General features: G+C 72.5%; 15 protein-coding genes. All 15 read right to left on the bottom strand.

The features are described 5' to 3' along the window. Nucleotides 1-11 precede the first annotated feature (11 nt). The gene (locus tag NVS83_RS07630; protein ID WP_258738791.1) at nt 12-1,157 is read right to left on the bottom strand and encodes an EAL domain-containing response regulator; all 1,146 of its coding nucleotides are present in this window, start codon (nt 1,155-1,157) and stop codon (nt 12-14) included. Next, on the bottom strand, nt 1,150-4,284 hold the full coding sequence (locus NVS83_RS07625) for a response regulator (protein ID WP_258738790.1): 3,135 nt from the start codon (nt 4,282-4,284) through the stop codon (nt 1,150-1,152). Before NVS83_RS07625 ends, NVS83_RS07630 begins: the two co-directional genes overlap by 8 nt. After that, complete coding sequence (locus NVS83_RS07620) at nt 4,271-5,332, bottom strand: chemotaxis protein CheB (RefSeq protein ID WP_258738789.1); 1,062 nt, start codon at nt 5,330-5,332, stop codon at nt 4,271-4,273. The genes NVS83_RS07625 and NVS83_RS07620 overlap by 14 nt, the downstream gene beginning before the upstream one ends. Further along, complete coding sequence (locus NVS83_RS07615) at nt 5,332-7,581, bottom strand: hybrid sensor histidine kinase/response regulator (RefSeq protein WP_258738788.1); 2,250 nt, start codon at nt 7,579-7,581, stop codon at nt 5,332-5,334. The genes NVS83_RS07620 and NVS83_RS07615 overlap by 1 nt, the downstream gene beginning before the upstream one ends. Further along, complete coding sequence (locus NVS83_RS07610; protein ID WP_258738787.1) at nt 7,578-9,683, bottom strand: methyl-accepting chemotaxis protein; 2,106 nt, start codon at nt 9,681-9,683, stop codon at nt 7,578-7,580. Before NVS83_RS07610 ends, NVS83_RS07615 begins: the two co-directional genes overlap by 4 nt. Before the next feature lie 15 nt (nt 9,684-9,698). Next, entirely contained in the window at nt 9,699-10,340 is a 642-nt protein-coding gene (locus tag NVS83_RS07605) for a chemotaxis protein CheW (RefSeq protein WP_258738786.1), read from the bottom strand. Beyond that, on the bottom strand, nt 10,333-11,658 hold the full coding sequence (locus NVS83_RS07600; protein ID WP_258738785.1) for a CheR family methyltransferase: 1,326 nt from the start codon (nt 11,656-11,658) through the stop codon (nt 10,333-10,335). The genes NVS83_RS07605 and NVS83_RS07600 overlap by 8 nt, the downstream gene beginning before the upstream one ends. Then, nucleotides 11,655-12,104 (bottom strand): chemotaxis protein CheW, encoded by a 450-nt coding sequence (locus tag NVS83_RS07595; protein WP_258738784.1) that lies wholly within the window; start codon nt 12,102-12,104, stop codon nt 11,655-11,657. Before NVS83_RS07595 ends, NVS83_RS07600 begins: the two co-directional genes overlap by 4 nt. Before the next feature lie 326 nt (nt 12,105-12,430). Continuing rightward, nucleotides 12,431-12,751 (bottom strand): thioredoxin, encoded by a 321-nt coding sequence (trxA, locus tag NVS83_RS07590; protein ID WP_258731909.1) that lies wholly within the window; start codon nt 12,749-12,751, stop codon nt 12,431-12,433. Between the two features lie 80 nt (nt 12,752-12,831). After that, nucleotides 12,832-16,257 (bottom strand): double-strand break repair helicase AddA, encoded by a 3,426-nt coding sequence (gene addA, locus NVS83_RS07585; RefSeq protein WP_258738783.1) that lies wholly within the window; start codon nt 16,255-16,257, stop codon nt 12,832-12,834. Next, nucleotides 16,254-19,337, bottom strand: coding sequence for a double-strand break repair protein AddB (addB, locus tag NVS83_RS07580; protein ID WP_258738782.1), 3,084 nt, complete (start codon nt 19,335-19,337; stop codon nt 16,254-16,256). The genes addA and addB overlap by 4 nt, the downstream gene beginning before the upstream one ends. A gap of 54 nt (nt 19,338-19,391) precedes the next feature. Then, nucleotides 19,392-20,111 carry a nucleotidyltransferase family protein gene (locus NVS83_RS07575; RefSeq protein WP_258738781.1) on the bottom strand — a complete coding sequence of 240 codons (720 nt, stop codon included), beginning with the start codon at nt 20,109-20,111 and terminating at the stop codon, nt 19,392-19,394. After that, nucleotides 20,108-21,817 carry a tRNA (adenosine(37)-N6)-threonylcarbamoyltransferase complex ATPase subunit type 1 TsaE gene (gene tsaE, locus NVS83_RS07570; RefSeq protein WP_258738780.1) on the bottom strand — a complete coding sequence of 570 codons (1,710 nt, stop codon included), beginning with the start codon at nt 21,815-21,817 and terminating at the stop codon, nt 20,108-20,110. Before tsaE ends, NVS83_RS07575 begins: the two co-directional genes overlap by 4 nt. Before the next feature lie 5 nt (nt 21,818-21,822). Next, nucleotides 21,823-24,387 carry an ATP-binding protein gene (locus NVS83_RS07565; RefSeq protein ID WP_374115025.1) on the bottom strand — a complete coding sequence of 855 codons (2,565 nt, stop codon included), beginning with the start codon at nt 24,385-24,387 and terminating at the stop codon, nt 21,823-21,825. 130 nt (nt 24,388-24,517) lie between these two features. Beyond that, nucleotides 24,518-25,501, bottom strand: a complete 984-nt coding sequence (cysK, locus tag NVS83_RS07560) for a cysteine synthase A (RefSeq protein WP_258738778.1) — start codon at nt 25,499-25,501, stop codon at nt 24,518-24,520. Nucleotides 25,502-25,563: the final 62 nt, after the last annotated feature.

Below are 25,563 nucleotides of genomic sequence, written 5' to 3'. Positions count from 1 at the left end.
CTCTTGCCGGCTCAGGCCACCTGGCAGCGCAGGCGCGGCGACCACACCTCCGCCGGCTCCGGCCGGCCGTAGCGGAAGCCCTGGGCGTGGGTGATGCCGAGCCCGATCAGCGTGCGCTCGACCGCCTCCGTCTCCACGCCTTCCGCCACCAGGTCGAGCTCCAGCCGGCGCGCCAGCTCGACGATGGCGCGGATGGTGTTCGTTGCCTCGGCCGAGGCGGCACAGGCGGAGACGAAGGAACGGTCGATCTTCAATTCGGAGAAGGGCAGGCGCTGTAGCTGCGCCAGCGACGAGTAGCCGGTGCCGAAATCGTCGATCGACAGCGCGAACTGCTTCAGCCGCAGCCGCACCAGGATGTCGAGCGCGTCGACGAGGTTGGTGATCGCGGCGCTCTCCGTCAGCTCCAGGATGAAGCAGGAGCAGTCGAGACCCCGCGCGCGCACGATCTCGGCGAACTCGTCGGCCACGGTGAGCGACATCAGGTTGCGCGCCGACAGGTTGACCGAGACCTGCGCGCTTATGCCCTCGCTTTTCCAGCCGGCGAGGACGTCGGCCGCGCGCCCGAGAATCCAGCGCGTCAGCGGCTCGATCAGCCCGCTCTGCTCGGCGAGCGGGATGAAGTTGATCGGCGATTGCAGGCCGAGCCGGGGGTGATTCCAGCGCACCAGCGCCTCGAATCCGGTGATCCGCCCGCCGGGCAGGCGCACCTTGGGCTGCATGAAGAGCCGGAACTCGTCGTTTTCGATGCCCTTGGCGATGGCGTCGGCGCCGAGCGGGTTCTCGTGCACGATCCGGGTCAGCATCTCGTTGAGCCTCGCCATGCCCCACGGTTTGGTCAGGGTCCCGGCGATGTCGAGCCCCCGCTCGCGCCCGAGCAGGGCCGCCATCTCGAGCACCTTGGCGTCGACCCCGCTCACCAGCACGATGCGCGCGTTGCTGCCGCGCTCGGCGAGGGCGCGGATGGTCTCCACCCCGTCATAGCCCGGCATTTGCAGGTCGAGCGTGATGTGGGTGGGGCGCCACTCGGCCAGCGCCCGGTCGAAATCCTCGAAGGTGGTGACCGAGCGGGCCTCGTAGTTGAGCATGCGGATCGCCGTCACCAGCAGGGCGCCGATGTCGGGCTCGTCGTCCAGAACTAGGAACCGGCACTCAGGCATGTTCGGCCTCCTGGTCGATCAGGCGGCGGATCGCGGCGGCCATGTCGGCAACCGCAGGTGGCTTACGTACAACGGCGCAGCGCGGATCGCGTTCGATCCAGGGTGGCAGAACATAGGCGTCGAAACCCGAGCAGATGATGATCTTCATCTCGGGCTGGGTATCCAGCACCTGCCGCGCCAGCATCACGCCGTCCACCCCGCCCGGCATGGCGATGTCGGTCACCATCACGTCGATTCCGAGCCCGGCGCGAAACATGGAGAGCGCCTCCTGCGCGTTCGCCGCCTCCCGCGTGGCGTAGCCGAGGCCGCGGATCTGGCTCACCAGCATCTTGCGCACGTTGTCCTGGTCGTCGACCACCAGCACGCATTCGTCCGGCAGCGCCCGTTCGGCGGTGGCGGAGGTGGCGTCCGCCACGTCGCCATCCTCCAGCGGCAGGTTGATGCGGATCGTGGTGCCGCGGCCGACCTCGCTGTAGAGCGCGATCCGCCCGCCCGAGCGCTTCACGAAGGCATAGACGAGGCTCAGCCCGAGGCCGGTACCCTTGCCGCGGTCCTTGGTGGTGAAATAGGGCTCGAACACCTGCTCCTTGACGTGCTCGGGGATGCCGGTGCCGGTGTCGGAGACGGTGATCTCGGCGTAGCGCCCCGGACGCAGGTCGCCCAGATGCGCGATGTCGGCCTCGGTGAAGGTCTGCACGTCGGTGCTGACCACGAAGCGGCCGCCGTCCGGCATCGCGTCCATGGCGTTGACCGCGAGGTTCATCAGCGCGGTCTCGAGCTCGGTGGTGTCGACCTTGCAGCGGCAGGGCGTCTCGGACTCGCGGAACACGACCTCGATGTTGCTCGCGAAGGAGCGCTTCATCAGCGCCAGCATGTCCTCGACGAGGTCGTTGATGTCGACCGTGTCGGCCTTGAGGATCTGGCGGCGCGAGAGCGCGAGCAGGCGCCGGGTGAGCTCGGTCGCCCGGTTCGCGCCCTGCAGCGCGCCGCGCACCAGCGTCGCCTCCAGCGAATCGGCGGTGACGCGCTGCTGCAGCGGCTCCAGATTGCCGATGATGACCGTCAGCAGGTTGTTGAAGTCGTGGGCGATGCCGCCGGTCAGGCGGCCGATCGCGTCCATCCGTTGCAGATGGCTGATCTTGGCCTGCGCCTCGCGCTGCTCGGTGACGTCCTCGAGAACGGCGATGGCGTATTCGGCCTGCCCGTCCGTGCCGCGCTTGACCGACATGGTGATGCGCGCCCAGCGCTCGTGGCCGTGCCGGTTCAGGCAGCGCGCCTCCTCCACGCTCTGGTCGATCTCGCCGCTGAACAGGCGACGGGTGGTTTCCTCCATGATGCCGCGATGCTCAGGATGGATGAAGGTGAAGAAGCTCCGCGCTTCCAGCTCCTGTCTATCGTATCCGAATACCGTTCCGATGTGAACATTGGAGCGGCGCCAGCTGCCGTCGGCATTGAGGTGGGCGATGCCGATCGGGGCCTGCTGGAAGGTGGCGCGGAACTCGTCCTCGCTGTGCTTCAGCGCCGCCAGCCCCTCCGCCCGGTTCATCGCCGCGCCGACCACGTTGGCGACCGACGACAGGAAGGTGATGTCGCTCGCGTCGAACCGGCGGGCGGCATCGCTGTGGAGCGCGAACACCCCGCTCACATGGTCGGGGCCGTGGATCGGCACCGCGAGCGTGGAGCGGATCTCGTGGATGCCGAAGACGGCCGGCCGCTCGTCCTCGGGCTGCTGGCGCCAGTCCTCGATCGCGACATGGGAGTTCGTCAGCGTCGGGCCGAAGACGGACTGACAGGCCATCGGAATCGCGCGCGGATCGCCGGTATCCTCCCACCCATGGGCGGCGATCATGGTCAGGTGGTCGGTGGAGGGGGCATAGAGCCAGACGCTGCCGCGCGGCATGCGCAGCACCTTGCAGGCGCACTCGACGGCTTCGCGGAACAGCGTGTCGGGGGTGCTGTCGGTGAGCGCGAGATTGCCGAGCCGGACCAGCTCGGCGAGCTGGGCGCTGCGCACCATCTCCGCTTCCTGCGCCTCGCGGCGGGCGCTCACCTCGCGTTGGAGCTCGGCGGTCCGGTGCTCCACCGTCTCCTCCAGCCCCGCCAGCAGGCGAGCCCGCTCGATCGCCACGCCGGCCTGCTGGCCGACCGCGGTCAGCAGCCCGTGCATGCGCTCGTCGATGGCGACGGGCTCGGGCAGGCGCAGGTTGAGGCTGCCGAGCGTCTGGCCGTCGATCGCGATCGGGATGTGCAGATGGTCGGTCGCGGGCCGGCCGTCGGCCGGCACGGAGCGGCGCCAGTGGACGCCTGCCGAAGGACCGTCCGTCTCGACCGGCTGCGAGGTAAGCGGGATCTCGGTCGGGTAGATCCCGTCCCACGCCGCCGGCATGGCGGCCTCGAGGGTCGCGTCCTTCAGCGTCAGCCAGCCGGCGTCGGCGTCCAGCAGTTCCACCACCCCGCTCAGCGCCTCGTGCAGCACCGTGTCCATCGAGGTCGAGCGGTTCAGCGCCTCGATGATCCGGGTCAGCCCGTCGAGGCTCTTGATCGAGACTTCGAGGTCCTGCTGGCGGTCGCGCAGGTCGTCGTTGAGCCGCACCGCGGCGTCGTAGGTCGAGATCAGCAGGTCGAGCACCTGCTTGCGCTCGGCGATGATGAAGTGGCTCTCGCCCTGCAGCTCGATCTGCACGCCGAGATGCATCTTGTCGCTCGCCCGCAGCCGGCTGTTCGCGGTCAGGTAGCGCAGCCGGGCGATGAGGTGATCGCCGTCATAGGGCTTGGTGATGAAGTTGTCGGCGCCGCAATTGAGCCCGGCGATGACGTCGCGCGGATGCGACATCGAGGTGACCAGCACCACTGGCACCGACTTCAGCTCCGGGTCGTCCTTGATCGCCTTGCACAGCTCGTAGCCGCCCATGCCCGGCATCACCACGTCGCTGATGACGAGGTCCGGCCGCTCCTGCCGCGCCAGCTCCAGCGCCTCCCGACCGTTGGTGGCGGCGGCGACGCGGTAGCCGGCGTCCTCCAGCAGCCAGCGCAGATGCTCGGCCTGGGTCGGGCTGTCCTCGGCCATCAGGATAAGTTCGGCGCGAAGCTCGGTCTCGGACGACCTCAGGGTGTTAGGGATCTGCATGATCGACCTCCATGCCGACCAGGCGGCGCAGCTCGGCGCCGATCCGGTCGGGTGGCAGAACGAGGCTGGATTTCGCGGCGGCGACCGCCGCCAGCGGCATGCTGGCGACCGCGCAGCTCGCCGGCTCCTGTACGATGATCGGCGCGCTCTGCTGGCTCAGTCGGCGGCAGCCTTCCGCGCCGTCCCGGCCCATGCCGGTGAGCAGCACGCCGATCGCCGCGCCCGCCCAGATCTCGGCCGCGGCGCCGAACAGATGGCTGATGGAGGGGCGGAAGCCGCACACCGGCGGGTCGCGGGTGAGCCGCAGCTCGCCGGTCTCGGCGAAGCCGAGCTGCATGTCGTCGGGGGCGAAATAGACGTGGCCGGAACGTGCGCGCAGTCCCGTCTTCGCCATCTCCACCGTCAGCGGACACTCGTCGTTGAGCCAGCTCACGAACGCCTCGATGAAGCCCGGCGAGATGTGCTGGACCACGCACACCGGCGTGCGCAGATCGTGCGGCAGGTCGCGCAGGATCTGCGCCAGCACCCGCGGCCCGCCGGTGGAAGCGCCCATCACCACCATCCGGTAGCCGGGCGGGCGGGACGGAGCGGGCGCGGGCGCGGGGACGGTCTCGCGTGCCGGCCAGCGCCGCACCACCTCGACCTCGCTCATCGTGCGGATGGTCTCGAACAGCCGGCGCAGCGATCTCTCATGGTCGCGGTGGCCGGGCCCCCAGGGCTTCTCGACGATGGCGAGCGCACCGGCCTCCAGGCTCTGCATGGAGATGCGCATGTCCGATGGCTCGAAGCTCGCTGTGACGATGATGATGCGGGTCGGGCAGCGCTCCATGATCTGGCGGGTGGCGCGGAACCCGTCCATCACCGGCATGTTGGCGTCCATCAGGATGACGTCGGGGAGGGTGTCGACGGCGGCGGCGACCCCCGCCGCGCCGTCCTCGGCGACGCCCGCGAGCGCGAAGTCGGGCTCCCCGGCCACGACCTGGGTAAGGAACTCGCGCACGGCGGCGGAGTCCTCCACGATCAGGATGCGTATGGGGCGCCTGGACATCAATGCAGTGTCAGCCTCTGGACGATTTCGAGCAGATGGGTCTGGTCGAAGGCGGATTTGGCGACATAGGCGTTGGCGCCCGCGCGCAACCCCTCCTCCTTGTCCTCGCGGCTCTCGAGCGCGGTGACGAGCACGATCGGTTTCCTCGCCAGCGCCGCCTCGCGCCGGATCTGGCGCGTCAGCTCGAAGCCGTCGAGATTGGGCATGTCGACGTCGGAGATGATCATGTCGATGTCGACCTGGCGCAGCAGGGCGAGCGCCTCGACGCCGTCCGAGGCGAGATGGACCTCGTAGCCGGCGGCCTCGAACAGGCTCTGCTCCATCAGCCGTGTGGTGACGGAATCGTCGACCACGAGAAGCTTGCGGCGCTCGCCTCGCACCGGCGCCGGCCGTGCCGGGCGCGCGCCGTGGTCGAGCGCCAGCGCGCGCAAGAGGTCGGCCGCGCGCAGCACCGGCAGCAGGTTGCCCTCGTCGGCGACCGCCACCGCCAGAACGTGCCGCACCCGCACCAGCGGGGCGGGCAGCGGCTTCAGCAGCAGCGACTGCTCGCTGCCGAGCACGTCGACCAGCAGGGCGCCACGCTGTTCGCCCGCCTGCAGGATCACCGCGCTCGTCCGCACCACCGGCTCGCCGGCGTGGCCGGGCAGGGCCAGCACGTCCGAGAGAGCGGCCGCCGGCAGCACCTCGCCGCGCCATCTCAGCGTCCGGCCGAGGCTGCCGGCCGGCATCGATTCCTCGCCGTGACGCACCACGCCGAGAACGTTCTCCATCGGCAGCAGGAACGGGTGGCCGCCCGCCTCCACCACCAGCCCGCGGAAGGTGTCGACGCTGGTCGGCACCAGCATGCGCACCGTGGCGCCCTTGCCGGGCACCGAGACCAGCTCGACATGGCCGCCCAGCGCCTCCACCCGGTCGCGCACGATGGCGAGGCCGAGGCCGTGGCCGGACAGGGTGGTGACGACGGTGGCGGTGCTAAGCCCGGCCCGGAAGGCGAGCGCCATCAGCCGGTCCTCCGGCATGGCGGCGAGGTCCTCGGCCGTCTCGATGCGCAGCCGCGCCGCCGATTCCCGCAGCCGGTCCATGTCGATGCCCCGGCCGTCGTCGCTGATCTCGATCGCGATGCGGCGCTCGTCGTGGCGCGAGAGCCGCAGCGCGATCTGCGCCGTCTCCGGCTTTCCGGCGGCGCGCCGCTCGGCCACCGGTTCGACGCCGTGGTCGATCGCGTTGCGGGCGAGGTGCACCAGCGGGTCCTTGATGGCGTCGAGGATGCGCCGATCCAGCACCTCGTTGAAGCCGGCGATGTCGGCGTTCGCCTGCTTGCCCTGCTCGGCGGCGATGTCCTCCAGCATGGCGCCGAGCCCCTCGACGACGCTCCAGGCCGGCGACAGGCGCAGCTCGCGCGCCTGCTCGCCGAGCGCCGAGAGCGAGCCGTCGAAGCGGCGCCGGTCGGCCGCCATCGCCCGGTGCATCTGCCGCAGCCGGCCTTCCATCAGCCTGAGGTCGTGGTCGAGCTGCTCGGACGAGAGCGAGGCGGGACCGGCCGTGCGCAGCAGGTGGCGGCGCAGGGTGAGCTGCTCGAGCGTGTCCTCCAGCGCGTCGAGCTGCTGGTCGAGGGACTGGCGGTGGGTCAGCAGCTCGCCGACCCCGTGCAGCAGCGCGTCGAGCGCGGCGATGTTGGCGCGGGTGGTGGCCGGCGCCGCCATGGAGGGGGACGGTGAGGGCGCCGCGGGTGACGTGGCGACAGGTGCCGGTGCGGCCGGCGCGGAGGCTTGCGGAGTGAAGGCTTGCGGAGCCGGGGCGGGATCGGCGGGGGGCGCCGCGCCCGTGCCTTCCGGTGCGGCGCCGGGCGGCGTCGCGGCCGTCGGCGTTGCGGCCGTCGGCGTTGCAGTCTGCGGCTGCGGGGCGGGGGCCGGGCTCTGGCGCGTTTCCGCGCTGATCGCCCGCCTCAGCCGTTCGACCGCGCGGCGCAGCTGCATGCCGTCGGTCGGCGCGCCCTCGCGCAGCGCGGTGGAGAGCGTCGTCTCCAGCTTCTGGCACTGGCCCTCTATGTCCTGCCGCGCGACCGAGCGCGCCGCGCCCTTCAGCGTGTGAACGATCTTGAACAGCTGCTCGATGATGGCCGGCCCGGGCTGCTCGGGCGGGGCGGGCCACTCGCGCAGCAGGCCGTCCATGCCGTGCAGATGCTCTCCCGCCTCGGTCCGGAAGGCGGCGAGCAGCCTCTCGCGCAGTGCGGCCTGTCGGTCGTTCATTGCGGAGGTTCCCTCGACGAGGCGAAGGCGACCAGGGCGGAAAGCCGGCTCGCGAGGTCGTTCAGGTCGCGCGCCGAGCGCTCGACCTGCCGCGTCGCGGCGACGGTCTGGCTGGTGGACTGCTCGATGTTGCGCATGGCGGCGGCGATCTGGTCCATCCCCGCGCTTTGTTCCTGGCTGGCGGCGGCGATCTGCTGCCCGGCCCGCGCCGCCTCGTTGATGCTGTCGGCGAGCACCCCGATGGTGTTGCCGGACTCGGCCGCGCGCACCGAGCCCACCTCGGCCGCCTTCACCCCCTGCTCGGCGGCGAGCATCGCCGCCTGCGAGGCCTTCTGGATGTCGACCAGGATGCGGCGTACCTGCGCGGTGGCCTGCTTGGACTGGTCCGCCAGCGTCTTGATCTCGCTGGCGACGACGGCGAAGCCGCGGCCGAACTCACCGGCCTTGGCGGCCTCGATGCTGGCATTGACGGCGAGCAGGTTGGACTGCTCGGCGAGGTCGCCCACCGTGGTGTTGATCTCGGCGATCGCCTCGGCCTGCTCGATGAAGCCGAGGATGCGCTGGGCAACCGTCTCCATGCGCTGGCGCGCCTCCTGGCTGCCGGCGATGGTGGCCTCCACCGTGGAGCGGCCGGTCTCGGCGACGTCGCTGGCGCGCTGCGCCGCCTGCGCTACCGCGCCGGCCTTCTGCATGGCGAGGGTGCTGGTCTGCTTGACCTCGATCACGCTCGAGGCGGTCTGCTTCACCGCGACGGCCTCCTCGGCGGTGGCCGAGACCTGCTGGCTGGTGGCGACCAGGATCTCCGAGCTCGCGCTCGACAGGTTGGCAGTCGCCTCGCGGATCTCGCTCACCAGCCGCGCCATCGATTCCGTCATGCCGTTGAGGCTGGTGGCGAGCAGGCTGAGCTCGGGATGGTCGCTCACCGGCGCGCGCGCCGACAGGTCGCCCTGGACGATGCGGCGGGCGACGTCGGAATAGTCGCTCACCGCCTGGCGCAGTTCCTGCTGCGTGTCCTGCTCGGAGGCGATGCGCTCGCGCAGCGACAGCGACATCGCATTGATGGCGCGGCCGAGATCGCTGATTTCCCTCGGCCCCTGATCACCGGCCTTCTGGTCGAGATCGCCGGCGGCGATGGCGTTGGCGGTGCCGCGCAGCCGCTCGATCGGGCCGGCCAGCGCGCCGGCGCCGAAGAATGCCAGCAGCAGGCCGCCACCGGCGCCGATCGCGCCGATCAGCGAGGCGCGGGCATAGGCCTTGTAGAGCACGTCGTCGGCGGTCGTGGCGGGCTCCACCACCCACACCTTCCAGCCCGTGCTCGGCACCGTGGCGAAGCCGCCGATCAGCGGCTTGCCCTCCAGCCCGACGAAGGTGGGGATGGTGCCGGTCGCGTTGTCCTTCGCCTGCGGCCAGAAGCCCTGCCCCGTCACCGTCTGGCCGGCGTCGACCAGCTCGCTGCGCGGATAGGCGAGCAGCAGGCCCTCGGCCGTGGCGACGCCGGCATGGCCAGCCCCATCCTTGCCGACCGGCCGCTTGGCCAGCCGCCCGATCTCGCCGAGGTCGAGCCCGCCCGACACCACCGCGATCACCCGTCCGCCGGCGTCCAGCACCGGCGCGGCGAGCGGGACGATGAGCCGGCCCGTCAGCCGCGAGCGCACCACCTTGTGGTCGACGAAGGGCTTGCGCGTCTCCACCGTGGTCTTGAACCAGTCGCGGTCGCCGACATTGAGGTCCGCCGCCTGGTCGGCCTCCGAGGCCGCCGCCGCGATCACCCGGCCCGACAGGTCGACGAGGATGACGCTGCTGGCAAAGCCCGCATAGTTCGACTTCACCCGGGTCAGCGCCTGCTGGTCGACCGCGACGTCCGCTATGCCGCTGGTCGCGAGGGCATCGGAGAGCGTGTCGAGCGCCTGGACGTGCTTGTCGAGATAGCCGCCATAGATCAGTGCCAGCTCCTGCGCGCTCCACTGCCCGCGCTGCAGCGTGTTCTCGGTGAGATAGTCGCGGATGTAGAGACCCGCGCCGACGACCACCACCAGCGCCGGCACGGCGGCGATGACGCCGGCGGCGATGATGAGAAGGGCGCGAATGCTGAACCTTGGCATGCTCTCTCCGTCAGGCTATCCGCCCACCTCTTCCTGCACGCGGAACCGGGCGTCCGCGGCGAGCAGGTCGAGGTCGACAATGTTGAGCAGGTCGTCGGCGAGGCCGACGACGAAGGGCGGCAGGCGGCCGGAGGCGTGCATCGCCGCGCCGCCGGCCGAGGGATCGAGGGAGCGCACCTCGTCGAGGAGATCGGCCGCCAGCGCGAAGCGCGTGCCGCCCGCCTCGACCACCAGCAGCAGCGCCGGGGCCTCGGCCTGGACGAGGTCCGGGTCGAGGAACCAGCCGGCCTCGACCACCGGCACCACCTCGCCGCGATTGAGCACCACGCCGCGTATGTGCGGGGGGACGCCGGGAAGCGGCAGCACCGAGCGCGGCCGCACCGCCTCGCGCAGCGCCTCCATGGCGATGGCGATCCGGTCCTCGCCGCGGCGGAAGGCGAGATAGGGCCGCTCATTGCCGGCCGGGGCGTCGGCCGGCCGAGCGGCGAGGCGCGCGGCGCGCCGGCGCAGCAGCTCGGCCTCGTCGCGCCGCCTGCCGTGGAGCGCGTCGGCGAGCCGAGCGAGGCGCTCCTCGGCGGCGCGCCAGTCGACGCCGCCCGTGCTGGCGGCGCGGGACGTGGCAGATGGGCCGTCGGGGTCGAGCGGGGCGTCAGACACGGTCGCGCGTCTCCCCCCGTCGGCCGCTGCCGCGCGGCTGGTTCGGCGGGCCGTTCCCGGCCGGCCGTCCCTGGCCGCTCCGCAGCCGGTGCTGCAGCCCGGCGAGGCGGAGCTGCGCCGAGCCGTCGGCGCCGTCGATATAGAGCGCGCGCTTCAGGCTCTGGAAGGCGCCGTGATGGTCGCCCTCCATCTCCTGCAGCGTCGCCATCAGGTGGACGAGGCCGGAATCGAGCGGCGCCCGCTCCATCGCCAGCGCGCAGAGGCGGCGGGCTTCCGCGAGGCGGCCGGCGGCGATCAGCGCGTCGAGATGGGCGACGAGTTCGTCGCGCGCGAGCGGCGCGAGCGACGGGGTGGCCGTCTGGCTCGGCGGCGGCATGGCGGCCGGGTGTTCGGCCGCGCGCGGCATGGGAGCGCCCGCCGGGCGAGTGGCTGGCGCGAGACCAGCCGACGATTTGGCGCGTGGCGGCCGGCGGAACAGCAGCAGTTCCTCGTGGTCGCTCCGCAGCAGCGGGTGGAACAGCTCGGGCGAGGCCTCGGACGGGGCGCTCACCAGCACGCCCTGCGCGGCCAGCCGGCCGGCGAGATGCTCCGTCACCCGCCGCCGTGCCGACGGTTCGAGATGCATCAGCACGTTGCGGCACACGATGATGTCGAAGGCCGGCTTCAGCGTGGTCCAGGGGCCGCTTTCCGGGTCCAGCAGGTCGCCGAGGTCGAACGTCACCAGCGCCCGCAGCACCGCGCCGGCCTCGAACTGGTCGTCCTGCTGCCGGAAGTGGAGCGCCCGGCGCTCGGGAGAGACCTCGCGCAGCGACCAGCCGCGGTAGCGCCCGCGCCGGGCCTCCTCGACCGCGCTCGCGCACAGGTCCGTGCCGATGATGCGGATGTCCCAGTCGGCGAGGTCCGGCAGCCTTTCGGCGAACAGGAGGGCGAGGCCGTACGCCTCCTCGCCGCTGGAGCAGCCCGCGCTCCAGATCGCGACGTCGCGCCGGCCTGCGGCGCGGCGGGCGGCGATCAGCGGGTCGACCACGTGGCGGGCGAGCAGCTCGAACCAGGACAGATGGCGCAGCAGCGAGGATTCGCGGATGGTGATGGCCCGGATCAGGAGCTGCAGCTCCGGCCCGTCCAGCGGCTGGCCGGCAGCCCGCGCCAGCAACTCCTTCAGCCGGGCGCGGGAGCCGAGCCGCGGGCCGAGCCCGGCGACCAGACGGTGGGAGAGCTCGTCGTCGCCGAGGCTGGCGCGCAGCAGCCCGAAGCGCGAGACGAAAAGGTCGCGGACCTCGGCCAGCAGCTCGGGATCGACGGAGCGCTCGGGCGTCATTGCGCGAACTCCCGCCGCACCGCCTCGAGCTCCAGCCGCTCCTCGTCGGAGAGGAAGCGGTCGAGATCGGTGATCAGGAGGATGTCGTCGTCGATGACCGCCGCGCCGGCGATGGTCTCGCCGTCGCGCTCCAGCCCGTAGCGGGAGACGTCGGCGGCCGGGACCTCGATCACCGCGGCCACCTCGTCGACGACGATGCCGACAACTTCGTCGCGGGCCTTCGCGAGCACGATGCAATCATCGGCTTCGGACGGACGAGGATCGTATCCGAGCTTGCCGCGCAAGCCGTATATGGCGACGAACCGCCCGCCATGGATCATGCCGCCCGTGACGTTGGGTACCGGCCGCGGCAGGGGCAGCGTCTCGACCATCGCCTCGACGCGCACAACCTTCTCGAGCGGCAGCGCCATCCGCACCTGATCGATCTTGAACGGCAGTAAAAGCAACGGCGATGCTCCCGAGAGTACCGGGGCATCACTCTACGCCAATGGTTTAACAATTCAAATAAGATAGAAATATATTCGGACTATTTGACCTCCAGATCCTGATTCCGCAACCGGTCAATCAACCGTCTGTGGCTGTGAATACGGGCCTTGGCGCAACTCACTTGCATGACAACGAACGGGTTGCACGGCACTGCACCATCCCCGCCGCCATTGCTGGTATACGGCGCCGCCCGCCGTTGCGGATGCTTGGAAAAGAAAAACCCCGGAGCGTGAGCTCCGGGGTTCCTCTAGGTCCGAATGTCCGACTGCTGGGCAGTCCTTCATATTCAGATCGAGCTGCTGATCCACTGCAGCATTTTTGCTTTCGGCGCTGCACCAACCTGCCGCGAGGCAAGCTGGCCGTCCTTGAAAAGAAGCAGCGTCGGGATCGACATGATGCCGTACTTGGAAGCCGTGGCAGGATTCTCGTCCACGTTGAGCTTCACGATCTTCAGCTTGTCGCCCAGCTCGCCGGCGACCTCGTCGAGCACCGGGGCGACCATGCGGCACGGGCCGCACCATTCCGCCCAGAAATCGACCAGCACCGGACCGGAGGACTTGATCACGTCGGACTCGAAGCTCTGGTCCGACACCTTTTCGACGCCCATGGCGACACCTCACATTCCTGAGAATTCAGCAGAAGTTGAGCAGAAGGTAGGAAGGCGGCCCCGGCCGCGTCAAGGCACCGTCACGCCGACGTGACGCTCTCCACCGCTCGTTCCAGCAGGGCGGCGTCCGGCCGGTGCACCAGCGGGGCGGCGGTATAGACCAGCAGCGCCGCGATCTCCTTGTCGGGAAAGAGCTTTCCGAGCAGGCGCACATAGAGCCCGAGCTGGCGCAGCTGCGCTGGCGGGATCGCCGCCGGCTGCCGCGGCACCTGCCGGTCGGTCTTGAAATCGGCGATCACCACCCGCCCGCCGTCGAGGCGCAGGCGATCGATTCGCCCCGACACCGGCGTGCCGTCGTCGAGCGTCCCGACGAGCGGCACCTCCGCGCGCCCCTCGAGGGCGAACAGCGCCGCGAGCTCCGGCAGGGCGAGCACGCCGAGCGCCTCGCCGAGCAGCGCCTCGCGCTCGGCCTCCGTCATCGCCGTTGCGGCGGCGAGGAAGCGCCGTCCGGCCTCCGCCCGCTGCGCCGGCGCGATCGGGCCGAGCGCGGCCAGCAGCCGGTGAATAAGCTTGCCCCGTCGCCGGCCGGCCTCCTCGCCCGCTCCCCCGCCCGTCTCCGCCTCGCCGGCCGGCAGCGCCGGCGCGGAGGGACGCAGAGGTTGCGCGCGCGGCGGGCTCGGCACCGGGCGCATCAGGGCGTCGGCGAGGCGGCGCTCGGCGTCGTCGGTCGCCAGCGCCGACGCCGGGAGCGCGCCCGTGGCGGCCGGCTCGTCGGCGGCGCGCGGGCGCCAGTGCAGCACCGAGCCCTCGAAGCCGGTGGCGGCCCGCGCGATCGCTTCGGCCTCGAGGGCGCCGCGCACCAGCGCGTACCAGCAATCCTCCGGCCGGGATTTCAGCCCGTCCGCCCCGCACAGCACCAGCGCGCTCTCGGCCCGGGTGAGCGCGACATAGAGCAGGCGGCGATATTCGTCCTTGGTCGCCTCGTCGGCCCGCTGGCGGTGCTCGGCCATGGCGGGGGTGTCGAGCGTCTTGGCGCGCAGATGGAGCGCGAGCCGGCGCCCGTTCCGCTCGAAGCGCAGCAGGCCGGAAGGGCGCCGCGTCGAGGGGCCGCTGGTGGTGTCGGCGAGGATGACATAGGGCGCCTCCAGCCCCTTGGCGCCGTGCACCGTCATCACGCGCACCTGGTCGCGCCCGTCCTCCATGTCGCGCTTGGCCTGCGCCTCGCCGCGCCGCAGGAAGGCGAGGAAACCGGGCAGCGAGGCGGGCTCGATGTTCTCATAGGCGCGCGCCAGCGCCAGCACCTCGTCGAGCGCGTCGGCCGCCTCCGGCCCGAGCCGCGCAAGCATGGCGGCTCGCCCGCGCTCGCGCCCGAGCACGCGGGCGAGGAAGTCGAAGGGGCGAAGGCGCATCGCCTCGGGGCGCAGCCGGTCGAGCCGCTCGACCGCCGCCCGCCATTTCGGCTTCTCGTCCGCGCGCGCCCGGAGCGCGTCCTCCAGCAGGCCGGTGCGGCCCGGGGCGAGCTCCATCAGGTCCTGATCGTCGAAGCCGAACAGCGGGCTCTTGAGCGCGCTCGCCAGCGCCAGCTCGTCCTCGCGCATGAGCAGCGCGTCGGCGAGCGCCATCAGGTCCAGCACGGCGATGTGCTCGGCCACCACCAGCCGGTCGGCGCCGGCGACCGCGACCCCGGCGCGCTTCAGCTCGCGGATGATCGCCTCGAACAGCCCGTCGCGCCGGCGCACCAGGATGAGGAAATCGCCCGGGCGCGCGGGGCGCGTGCCCTCGCGGCCGGTCAGCGGGAAGCCCTGCCCGATCCGGGCCGCGATATGGGCGGCGATCTTCACCGCCAGACGTCCTTTCGGGTCGTCGGTCGGCGGGGCGTCGAGCGGGCGCTGCCAGCCATCCTCGTCGGCGCGCGGCTCGGGCTGCTCGGTGTCCCAGATCTCGACCAGCGCCGGCAGGGCGCCGCGGATCGGCTCGTGCACCGGGCGCACATTCTCGGCCGAGAGGCCGTGATGGACCTCCGGCGCGGTGAACACGGCGTCGACCGCGTCCAGTATGCCGGGCGCGGAGCGGAAGGAGTGGCGCAGCTTCACATGCTCGAAGCGCCCCGGCGCCGCCAGCCCGGCGAGCTCGCGGCGCACCTCGTCGAAGCGGCGCGGGTCCGCGCCCTGGAAGGAGAAGATCGACTGCTTCTCGTCGCCGACCACGAACAGGCTGCGCGCCGGGTCGGGCGGCACGTCGCGCGCGCCGGCGCCGGAGAAGAACTCGGCCACCAGCGGACGGATCACTTCCCACTGCTCGGGGCTGGTGTCCTGCGCCTCGTCGAGCAGCACGTGGTCGATGCCCTGGTCGAGCTTGTAGTGCACCCAGGCCGAGGCGCCCGAGCCGAGCAGGCGGCGCGCCGCGTCGATCAGGTCGGCGAAGTCGAGCACGCCGCGCGCCGCCTTGGCGCCGGCATAGCGCCGCGCCGCCTCGCGCCCGAGCAGCAGCGCGGCGCGGCTGCGCTCGAAGGCGCGCGCTGCGGCGAGCATCGCGCCGAGCGGGGCCAGCCGGTCGCGCTCGGCGAGGAGCTGGGGATAGCGCTCGCGGATCTCCGCCTTGCCGAACTGCATGTCGGCATAGGCGCTGCCGTCTTCCTTCAGGAACACGCCGGCATAGGTGTCGGCGACGCTGTCCTCGGGCGCGCGGGCGGCGGCGAGCAGGGCATGGCCGCGCCGGGCACAGTTGCCGCCCTCGACCACCAGCGCCTCGCCGAGCCCGATCCAGGCGCCGCGGGCGATCGTCGCTTCGTCGACGATGCGCCGCTCGATCTCGCGCGAGGCGAGCGGGCGCTCGAGGCCGACGGCGGCGGCGAGGTCGGCCTCGCTCGCCTCCAGCACGCCAGGATCGTCGACAAGGTCGGCGAGCATCTGGTCGATGCCCTCGTCCGACGCCTCGCCGGTGATCAGCGCGAGCGCCTGCCCGAGCGCGCTTTCCGGCTGGCCGGCGGCTTCCAGCACCACCTCGGCCCGCACCCGGGCCAGCAGCTCAGCGCGGGTCGCGTCCTCCAGCTCGCCGAAGCCGGCCGGAACCCCTGCCTCGAACGGGAAGGCGTGCAGCAGCGCGCCGCAGAAGGCGTGGATGGTCTGGATCTTGAGGCCGCCCGGCGTCTCCAGAGCCAGCGCGAACAGCCGGCGCGCGCGGGCGCGGCGCGCGGGGTCCGGGGCGCCGCCATCCGCCGCCATGATCGCCGCGTCGAGCGCGGCATCGTCGAGCGTCACCCAGCTTCGCAGCTCGCCGAGCACGCGGTTGGCCATGTTGGCCGCCGCCGCCTTGGTGTAGGTGAGGCACAGGATGCGGCTGGGCGCGACGCCGCGCATCAGCAGCCGGATCACCCGCCGCGCCAGCACATGGGTCTTGCCCGAGCCGGCATTGGCCGACACCCAGGCCGAGATGGCGGGGTCCGAGGCGCGGGACTGCAGCTCGGTCGCCGCGCTGAGGGCGGGGCTGTCGGGAAGGGTGCTCACGCCTCGCCCTCCGGTCCGGTCGACCATTCGCGGATGCGCGCAAGGTGGTCGTAATCGCCATAGCGGCCGCGGAACATCGGGCTGTGCAGCGAGACATAGCCGCGCGAGGGGTTCTCGAACGCCAGCACCAGCTTCTCGAGCTGCTCGCGCGCCTCTTTCGCCAGCTCGGCGGCGGTGGTCTCCTTCACCACGGCCGAGCCCTCCTTCAGCTCGCGCGTGCCCAGATGCACGTAGAGCAGCGCGGCCGCCTCCTCGGCCGCGACGTCGCGGAACCCGCCCGCCGCCGCCATGGCAGCCTCCAGCGGGAGCTGGGGCGAGAGGCCGGACTTCACCTGCTTCGGGCTCGGCACGCCGCCGGTTTTGAAGTCGACGATGGCGAGGCCGCCCGCGCGCAGCTCCTCGATGCGGTCGGCCTTGCCGGTGAGGCGGAACCGCCCGCCCGCCAGCACCATGGCGCCGCCGGTCTCGGCATGGACGCGCGCCAGCGTCGGGCGGCGCGTGCGCTCCCAGGCGATGTAGCGCCCGACGAGGCGCTCGAAGCGCGCCCACCACAGCGCATGCTCGGCCGGGAACGTCTCGAGCGAGGCGAAGGCCTCCTGGCCGAAGGCGGCGAGCCGGGCCTCGGCGTCCTCCGGCAGCTCGCGCGGGAAGGCGCGGGCGAAGCGGCCGAGCGCCTCGTGGATCGCGGTGCCGCGCTCGGCGGCATTCGGCTCCTGGTCGAGCGGGTCGAGCGGGCGCAGCCTGAGCACGTGGCGGGCGTAGATCGTGTAGGGATCGCGCAGCCACGCCTCGATCTCGGTGACGCTGAGCTGCGTCGGGCGCAGCTCGACCCTGGGCTGCGGTGCGGGACGGGTGAGGCGCGGGGCGGGCGGGTCGGCGTCGATCAGCTCCGCGAGACGGCGGAAACGGTCGCCGCGCGCCAGCGCCGCCTGCCAGCGCGCCGGCCCGCTGACGGCGGCGAGGCGCTGGAGAAAGCGCGAGGGCACGGTCGGCGCGCCGCCGAGCTTGCGCGGGCGCGACAGCACCAGCTCGCGCGCGCCGCATCCTTGCGCGAAGTCGTGGGCGGAAAGGCCGATCCGCCGCTCGGGCGCTTCCAGCCCCAGCGCGGCGCGCATCGGCCGGCTGAGCCACGGGTCGGTCCGCACCGAGGCGGGCCAGGTCTCCTCGACCAGCCCGGCCAGCACGACCCGGTCGACCGCCACCAGGCGCGCCTCCAGCGGCCCGAGGATGCGCAGCCGCGCCTCGGGTTCGATCGGCGGGCGCACCGGGCGGTCGGCGAGCAGCAGCGGGAGGGCGGCGGCGTAATGGGCGAGCGTCATGGCGCCGGCCTCGGAAGCGGCCTCGCCCATTTCCGCGAACACCCGCGCGAGCTCGGCGCGGGCGATCTCCTCCGCCTCGTCGCCGGCCTCTTCCTCCGGTTCTTCCCCCGCGCGCCAGCTCGCCATGATGGCCTCGCCATGGGCGGCGGCGAGCTCGGCGAAGGGGTGCTCGCCTTCCGCCAGCGCCAGCAGCCGCGAGAGCGCCGCGGCGATGCGGGCGGCGAGGTCGGCGGCGCGCGCGCGGGTCGCTTCGTCGATGCTCGCGCGCGGGTCGCTGCGATAGTGGAGTGCCGGGTCGAAGGCGGCGACGGCGTCGACCAGCCCCTGCGCCCCGGGGGCGGGGCGCGGGCCGCGCAGCACCATCAGTTCCAGCGCGTCCGCCGCCGCGCCGAGTGCCTCGCGGGTAAGTCCGAAGCGCGCGAGGCCATGGCGCACCAGCGCCACCAGCGGCACCGGCGCCAGCGCTTCGGCGCAGACATCGGCGACGAGGCGGGCGAACCGACCGGGGGCGCTCTCGGACAGCGGCTCGCCGGCGGAATCGTCGATCCGCACGCCGAAGCGCAGCAGCTCGGCGGCGACGCGGCGGGCGAGGTCGCGGTCCGGGGTGATGAGCGCGGCGGTGCCCTCGGGCGCGAGCAAGGCTTCGCGTAGCGCTACCGCGATCGACAGTGCCTCCTCGCGGGCGTCGTCCGCCTCGATCACGGCGACGCCGGCGAGCGCGGCCTCGATCGCCTCGGCCGGCAGCCGCTCGCCGAGACTGGCCCAGGCATCGGTGGAATCGACCGGGCGCAGCGCCTCCGACAGCAGCGCCTCGCGCCCGTGCGGGGCGGGCGGGGCGAGGGCGACCACGGCGTCGCGTCCGACGCCCATCTGCTGGCGCATCAGCAGGGCGAGGCCGTATTGGGGATGGCTTGGCGCGGGCGAGGCGTCGTCGGTCAGCGAGGCCCAGGAGGCCTCGTCCAGCATCGGGTCGAGGCCGGGGAGCACGACGCAGCCCTGCGGCAGCCGCGCCACCACGCCGAGCAGCCGCGCGGTGGCGGGCATGGAGCCGGTCGAGCCGGCGGCGATCACCGGGCCGCTCGCCTGCCCCGCCGCCAGACGCGCGGCTTCGGCGGCGATCAGCCGGTCGCGCCGGACCGCGCCGTCGACGCGGTTCAGCTCGGCGAGCCGGGTCGGCCAGAAGGCGCGGGCGATGGTGAGGAAGTCGAGCGCCATGTCCCAGTAGAGGTCGTGCTCGCCCGGCACCAGCCGGTCGAGCCGCTCCCACGGCACCTGCTGGGCCGCCATCTCGTCGATGAGGTGGGCGAGCGCGTCGGCGAGCGCGATCTCGGCGCCCGGTCCGCTCGCCACCGCCAGCCGGCCGTCGCCGGCGCGCAGCAGCGCACGCCATCTGCCGATGAGATGGGCGAGCGCCAGCCGGCGGGTCATCGCCGGCACCGCGTCGGGCGGGTCGACGAAGCTGTCGGCGAAGGCGAGCGCGTCCTCGTCCACGTCGCCGACCGGCACAATGCGCGGCAGCAGCGCGACGCCCGAGGGCGCGCGCCGGCGCAGGGCCTCGGCGAACAGCCGGCCGGCGCGGCGGGTCGGCAGGAACACGGTGGCGGAGGCGAGCGCGAACGGGTCGGCGCGCGGCGCGAAGCCCTCGATCAGCCGGCCGTCGAGCAGCGCGTCGGCCAGCGTGTCGAGGAACGGCACCGAGGCGGGAATGGTGAAGAGGCGAGGCTCGGCACGGCGCAGGTCGCCGCTCATGTCAGCGCTCATGCCGGCGCTCCCGGACGTCGCGCGTCGCTCGGCAGGCAGCAGAGACAGCGCCGGTCAGTCCTTCGAGCGCTGTATCGTCGCCTCGGCTTCGCTGATGGCATCGACGGTGCCGACATGCATCCATAGCCCTTCCATGCGCAGGCCGAACAGCCGCCCGGCCGCGGCGGCACGGGCGAACAGCCGGACCAGCGAGAACGCGCCCTCCGGTGCGCCCTCGAACAGGCGGGGCGAGAGCACGGCGGCACCAGCATAGACGAAGGGAGCGATCTCGCGCTCGGCGCGCGGCTCCAGCCGTCCCTCGCTGGTCATGAGGAAATCGCCCCGCCCGTCATAGCCGATCGAGGAGGAGGTGGCGGCGAGCAGCAGCCGCGCATCCATCCGCTCCGGGTCGAAGCCGGCGGCGAGGTTCGACAGGTTCGGGCAAATCCCCTCGATCCATATGGTGTCCGCGTTGATCGAGAAGAAGGGGTCTTCGCCCAGCAGCGGCAGCGCCCGGCGGATGCCGCCGCCGGTCTCGAGCAGCTCGCCGCGCTCGTCGGAGAAGACGATGCGGGGCTGCGTGCGTCCCGCCAGATGGCGCTCCAGCATGTCGGCGTAATGGTGGAGATTGACCACCGCGGTCTCGACGCCCGCATCCGCGAGGCGGTCGAGCACGTGGTCGATCAGCGGCCGGCCGCTGACCTCGACCATCGGCTTGGGCATGCGGTCGGTCAGCGGACGCATGCGCGTGCCGAGACCGGCCGCGAGTACCATGGCGGAGCGGATGGAGGTCATGAACGGGTCGGAGCGCTCGACGATTCGGAAGGGTGCCCGGCGGATATATCCGATTTTGCCGTCGCATTCGCCTCGGCCAACGCCGTTTCGTCGCCGCGGGGAACGCTCGCCGGGGTGCCGACCGGCGGCGGCACCGGGCGCGGCCAGGCCGAGTCCTCGGGCGCGGGGACGTAGGAATCGTACCAGTCCTTCAGCGCGGCGAGGTCGGTGAAGGCGAGGTCGCGCTGGAGATAGCTCCAGATGCGCGGCAGGTGGCGAAGATAGCCGGGCTTGCCGTCGCGCCGGTCGAGCCGGGCGAAGATGCCGAGGATCTTGGTCGCGCGTTGCGCGGCCATCACCGCATAGGACGCCGCGAAGCCGCGCATGTCGAAGCCGGGGTCGCCGTGGCGGCGGGCCTTCACGTAGCGCCCGAGCAGGGTGAGCTCCAGTTCCTCGGAGACATCGACGCGCGCATCCTGCGCCAGCGAGGCGAGGTCGTAGGCGGGCGGGCCCATCACCGCGTCCTGGAAATCGAGCAGGCCGAGCCGGGCGAGGCCGTCGCGCTCGGGCAGCCACATCAGGTTCGGCGAATGGTAGTCGCGCAGCACCCAGACCGGGCGCTGCGCCACCGACGGCGCCAGCGCGGCGCTCCAGAGCCGGCGGAACTCGCCACGCGCGGCGTCCGAGGGCGGGCGCGTGCCGAGATGCGGCAGGTACCAGTCGAGCATCAGCTCGACCTCGATCAGCAGCGCCTCGATGTCGTAGGCCGGCAGGCGGTGCTCGATCTCCGGCGCCACGGTCAGCGTCGCCGGCAGGTCGAGCCCGTGCAGCGCCGCGAGCACGTCGGCGGCCAGCTCGTAGCGCTCGGCCAGCGGCGAGGGCGGCGTGCCGGCGACCACGCCCTCGTCGCCGAGATCCTCGATGATGAGCAGCCCGGCCTCGAGATCGGCGGCGTAGAGGGCGGGTGCGGAAAATCCCCTCGCCTTCAGCGCCCGCGCCATGGCGACGAACGGCTTCACGTCCTCGGCGAGATGGGCGATGGCGCTGTAGGGCCGGCCGCCCCGCACCGGCGGTCCGTCCGGCCGGCGCGGGGCGTTCATCAGCACCGCGTCGCGCTTGCCGCCGGTCAGGCGCTCATAGCTGCGGGTGGAGGCGTCGCCCTGCAGGTGGCGCCGCTGGGCCGGGCCGAAGCCCGACTGGTCGATCAGCGAGCGGATCGCCCGCATGCGGTGCAGCGCGCCGGCGAGCCGGCCATGACCCAGCAGCCGCACCCGGCGCAGCGTCGGCGGCGCGTCCGGCACCAGCGCCATGCGTACCTCCAGCCGGTCCGGCACCCGCAGCGCCGCCCCGGCGCGCTCGGGCCACTCGACCAGCGCGATGGCGCCGTCGGTCTGCTCGTCCCAGCCGAGCTCGTCGAGCTCGAGCGCGTCGCCCAGCCGGTAGAAATCGGCGTGTACCACCCGGTGGCGTGGCAGGTCGTAGCCCTGCATCAGGGTGAAGGTCGGGCTCGGCACTTCGAGCTCGGGATCCTCGGCCAGTTCGCGCAGCAGCGCCCGCGCCAGGGTGGACTTGCCCGCCCCGAGATCGCCGCTCAGCAGCACCAGGTCGCCGGGCTGCAGCATGGCGGCGAGGTCCATGGCGAGGCGGCCGGTGGCCTTCTCGTCCGGAAGGACGACGTCCCAATGGGCGGTGGCCGGCTGTCCCTGATAGGTGCGGGGCTCGACCATGGTGGCTACTCCGCCGCTGCCCGGCCCGCCCCGGCGGCCGGAAAGATGCAGGTGACGAGCGTTCCCCCGCCGGGCGCGGGGGCGATGGCGACGCTGCCGCCGTGCAGCGCCATCAGCGCGCGCACGATCGACAGGCCGAGGCCGACGCCGCGATGGCGCGAGCCGGCGGTGTGGCTCTCGAAGCGGTCGAACACGCGCTCGCCGATCTCGGGCGGGATGCCGGGGCCGAGGTCGCGCACGCGGAACATCACCTCGCCGTCGCGGCGCTCGGCCGAGAGCGTGACGGTGGAGCCTTCCGGCGCGAAGCCGACGGCGTTGGAGAGCAGGTTGTAGAGGATCTGGCGCACGCGCTTGGCGTCGGCGCGGAAGGTGCCGGCGGCGTTGCCGGGCTCGATGGCGAGCCTCAGCCCGCCCTCGGCGAGGCGGTCGCGCACGCCTTCGGCGGCCGCCTGCATGGCGGTGCGCACGTCGACGTCGCCGAGCTCGAGCGCCACCGTGCCGGCGTCGATCGTGGCGAGGTCGAGGATGTCGTTGATGATGGCGAGCAGCGCCGCGCTGGATTCGGTGATGTGCGTCACATAGGCCCGCTGCTTGGTGTTGAGCGGGCCGATGGCGACGTCGTCGAGAAGCTGGGCGAAGCCGATGATGGTGGTGAGCGGCGAGCGCAGCTCGTAGGAGACGTGGCTGACGAAGCTGCTCTTCAGATGGTCGGCGGCGACCAGCGCCTCGTTGCGGTCCACCAGCGCGCGCTCGACATGGACGCTGTCGGTCACGTCGCGCAGCGTCACCAGCGTGCCGCCGTCCGGCAGCGGCTGGGTGGAGCCGTCGAACACGCTGCCGTCGGTGCGCTCCAGCCGGAACTCGGTCGGCACGCGCGCCTCGATGCCGGTGACGGCGGCGCGCAGGCGCGTCCACACCACGCTGTCGGCGGTGAGCGGGTCGCAGGCCTCGGCGACGAGGTCGATGTGCGGCTGGCGCTTGAGCACGGCCGGCTCCAGCTTCCACATGCGCGCGAAGGCGGAATTGCTGAGCCCGAGCCGCCCGTCGCTGCCGAACACCGCGACCGCCTCGGCGAGCGCGTCCAGCGTCTCGCTCTGGATGCGGGTGAGCGAGTTGAAGCGGCTCTCCAGCGCGAGCCGCTCGGTGACCTCGTCGAACAGATAGGTCACGCCGCCTTCGGGATTGGGGGCGGTGACCACGCGCAGCGTGCGCCCGCCGGGCAGGTGCCACCAGTGCTCGCGCGGCTCCAGCGAGCGGTAGGCGGCGTGGAGCTCGTCGCGCCAGACGCGGAAGTCCGCCTGCTCGGGAAGCCGCCGGGCGGCGCGCAGGCGGTCGAGCGTTGCGGTGTCGGTCGGGCGCTCGTCGAGGAAGGTGGGGTCGAGCTCGAACAGGCTGGCATAGGCGGCGTTGTGGAACACCAGCCGCTGGTCGGCGCCGAAGATGGCGACCGCGGTGGCGAGCTGGTCGAGCGTGCGCCGGTGCGCGCCGATGACGTGGGCGAGCTCGACCCGCACCGCCTCGGCCTCGGTGGCGTCGAGCGCGATGCCGGCGGTGCCCTCAGTGGTGCTCACCTCCTGCACGTCGAGCACGCGGCGCGACCCGGCGACCACCACCGGCAGGCGGGCGGCGAAGGGTTTGCCCTCGGCGCGGGCCTGGGCGGCCTGGTCGCGGCCGGTCTTGTCGAGCAGGGCGAGGTCGCGCGCCACCGCGTCCGCCCCGTCGCGGGCCTCGACCGCATGGGCATAGGCGCGGTTGGCCCACAGCAGCCGTCCGGCCGCGTCGCCGACCCAGGCCGGGACGGCCAGCGCGTCGAGCAGGGCGCGCACCGCCGAGCTTTCCGCGTCGAGTGCGCGATAGCCTTCGTGCAGGCGGGCATAGTCGAGCCGCACGCCGGTGATGTCGCGCAGCCGCAGGATCACCGCCGAGCCGACCGGGCGCCCGTCCGCCTCGACATGGCGGTCGTCCTGGGTGGCGAGGGTGGTGGCGAAGGGCGCTCCGCGCCGGCGCAGCAGGTCGACCGCGCTCTCGATCTCGCGCGCCGAGGAGGGCGCCAGCCAGGCGCCGAAGGCGAGGATGCGCCCGGGCGCGGCGACGCCGGTGAAGGCGGGCGTGTTGCCGATGATTTCCGGCTCCGCCGCCGGGTCGCGCCAGACCACGACGATCTGCGGCTCGGCCAGCAGCAGCGCGCGCGCCTCCTCGATCTGCGCCTCGAGCCGCGAGATCTCCCCGAAAGCGAAGGTCTCGCGCTCCAGCGCCAGGCGGCGGAAGCGCACATGGACGATGGCGGTGGTGGTGGCGAAGGCGATGAGGCCCAGAACCAGCGCGAGGCCGATCAGCACGTCCGGCCCGAGCGCGGCGAGCGGGGCGAAGAGGGAGTGACCGGCCGATGGGGCGATGGCAGTCTGTGCGGCCGCGCCCGAGACGCCGCCCGCCCACAGCACGGCGGCGCTCAGGGCCGAGGTAACGAGGGAAAGGGCGGATGCCGAGCGACGACGCCGGGTGCGGGGGCCGGACGTCCGGTTTCCTCCCGCCACCTCAATGGCTGCGCCGCTGCCGGCCGGCTGCGCCATCCGCGCCTGTCCCCCCTTGCCGACGTTTCGCCCCGGCGGGCCGCGCGCACGGCGCGGTCCGAATCACCCGAACTTTACCGGAGCGGGAGTCCCGCTAGAAGGGCACCGGCGTCGAAGAGCCGGCGAGGAGTCACAGACCTTCGAAAAGAGCGGTCGACAGGTACCGTTCGGCGAAGGAGGGGATGATGACGACGATCGTCTTGCCCTCGTTCTCCGGCCGGGCGCCGACCTCCAGCGCCGCGGCCAGCGCGGCCCCGGAGGAGATGCCGACCGGGATGCCGTCGAGCCGGGCCACGGCGCGGGCGGTCTCGAAGGCGGTCTGGTTGCCCACCGTCACCACCTCGTCGATCACCGAGCGGTCGAGCACGTCCGGCACGAAGCCGGCGCCGATGCCCTGGATCTTGTGCGGACCCGGCTGGCCGCCGGACAGGACCGGGCTGTCCTCGGGCTCGACCGCGACCATGGTGAGGCCCGGCTTGCGCGGCTTCAGCACCTGGCCGATGCCGGTGATGGTGCCGCCGGTGCCGATGCCGGAGACGACGATATCCACCGCGCCGTCGGTGTCGTTCCAGATCTCCTCCGCCGTGGTGCGGCGGTGGACGGCCGGGTTGGCCGGGTTGCGGAACTGCTGGGGAATGATGGCGTCCGGCAGCTCGGCGACCAGTTCCTCGGCCTTGGCGACCGCGCCGCGCATGCCCTGGGCGGCCGGGGTGAGCACCAGCTCGGCGCCGAGCAGCGCCAGCATCTTGCGCCGTTCCACCGACATCGATTCCGGCATCACCAGGATCAGCCGGTAGCCGCGGGCGGCGGCGACGAAGGCGAGCGCGATGCCGGTATTGCCCGAGGTCGGCTCGACCAGCACCGTGCCGGGCTTGATGAGGCCGGCCTCCTCCAGCGCGTCGATCATGGACACGCCGATGCGGTCCTTGACGCTGGAGAGCGGATTGAAGAATTCGAGCTTGGCGAGGATGCGGGCCTTGATCCCGCGCTCGGCGGGAAGCCGCTTCACCTCGACCAGCGGGGTGTCGCCGACGGTTTCGGTGATCGAGCTGTAGACGCGGCCCCGGCCGGGCCTCGCGGCGACGGGGGGCTGGTGCAGGGTGGCTTCGGCCATGGGTGCCTCCTCAGGGCTCGATGCCGAGGCGGCTCTGCGCCCCGGGCGCACGTCCGGCGCAT

The organism is Ancylobacter mangrovi (assembly GCF_024752335.1).
In the GTDB taxonomy this organism is placed as follows: domain Bacteria; phylum Pseudomonadota; class Alphaproteobacteria; order Rhizobiales; family Xanthobacteraceae; genus Ancylobacter; species Ancylobacter mangrovi.
The sequence above is the reverse complement of the archived record's forward strand: the minus strand, read 5'-3'. Positions and strand labels throughout refer to the sequence as shown.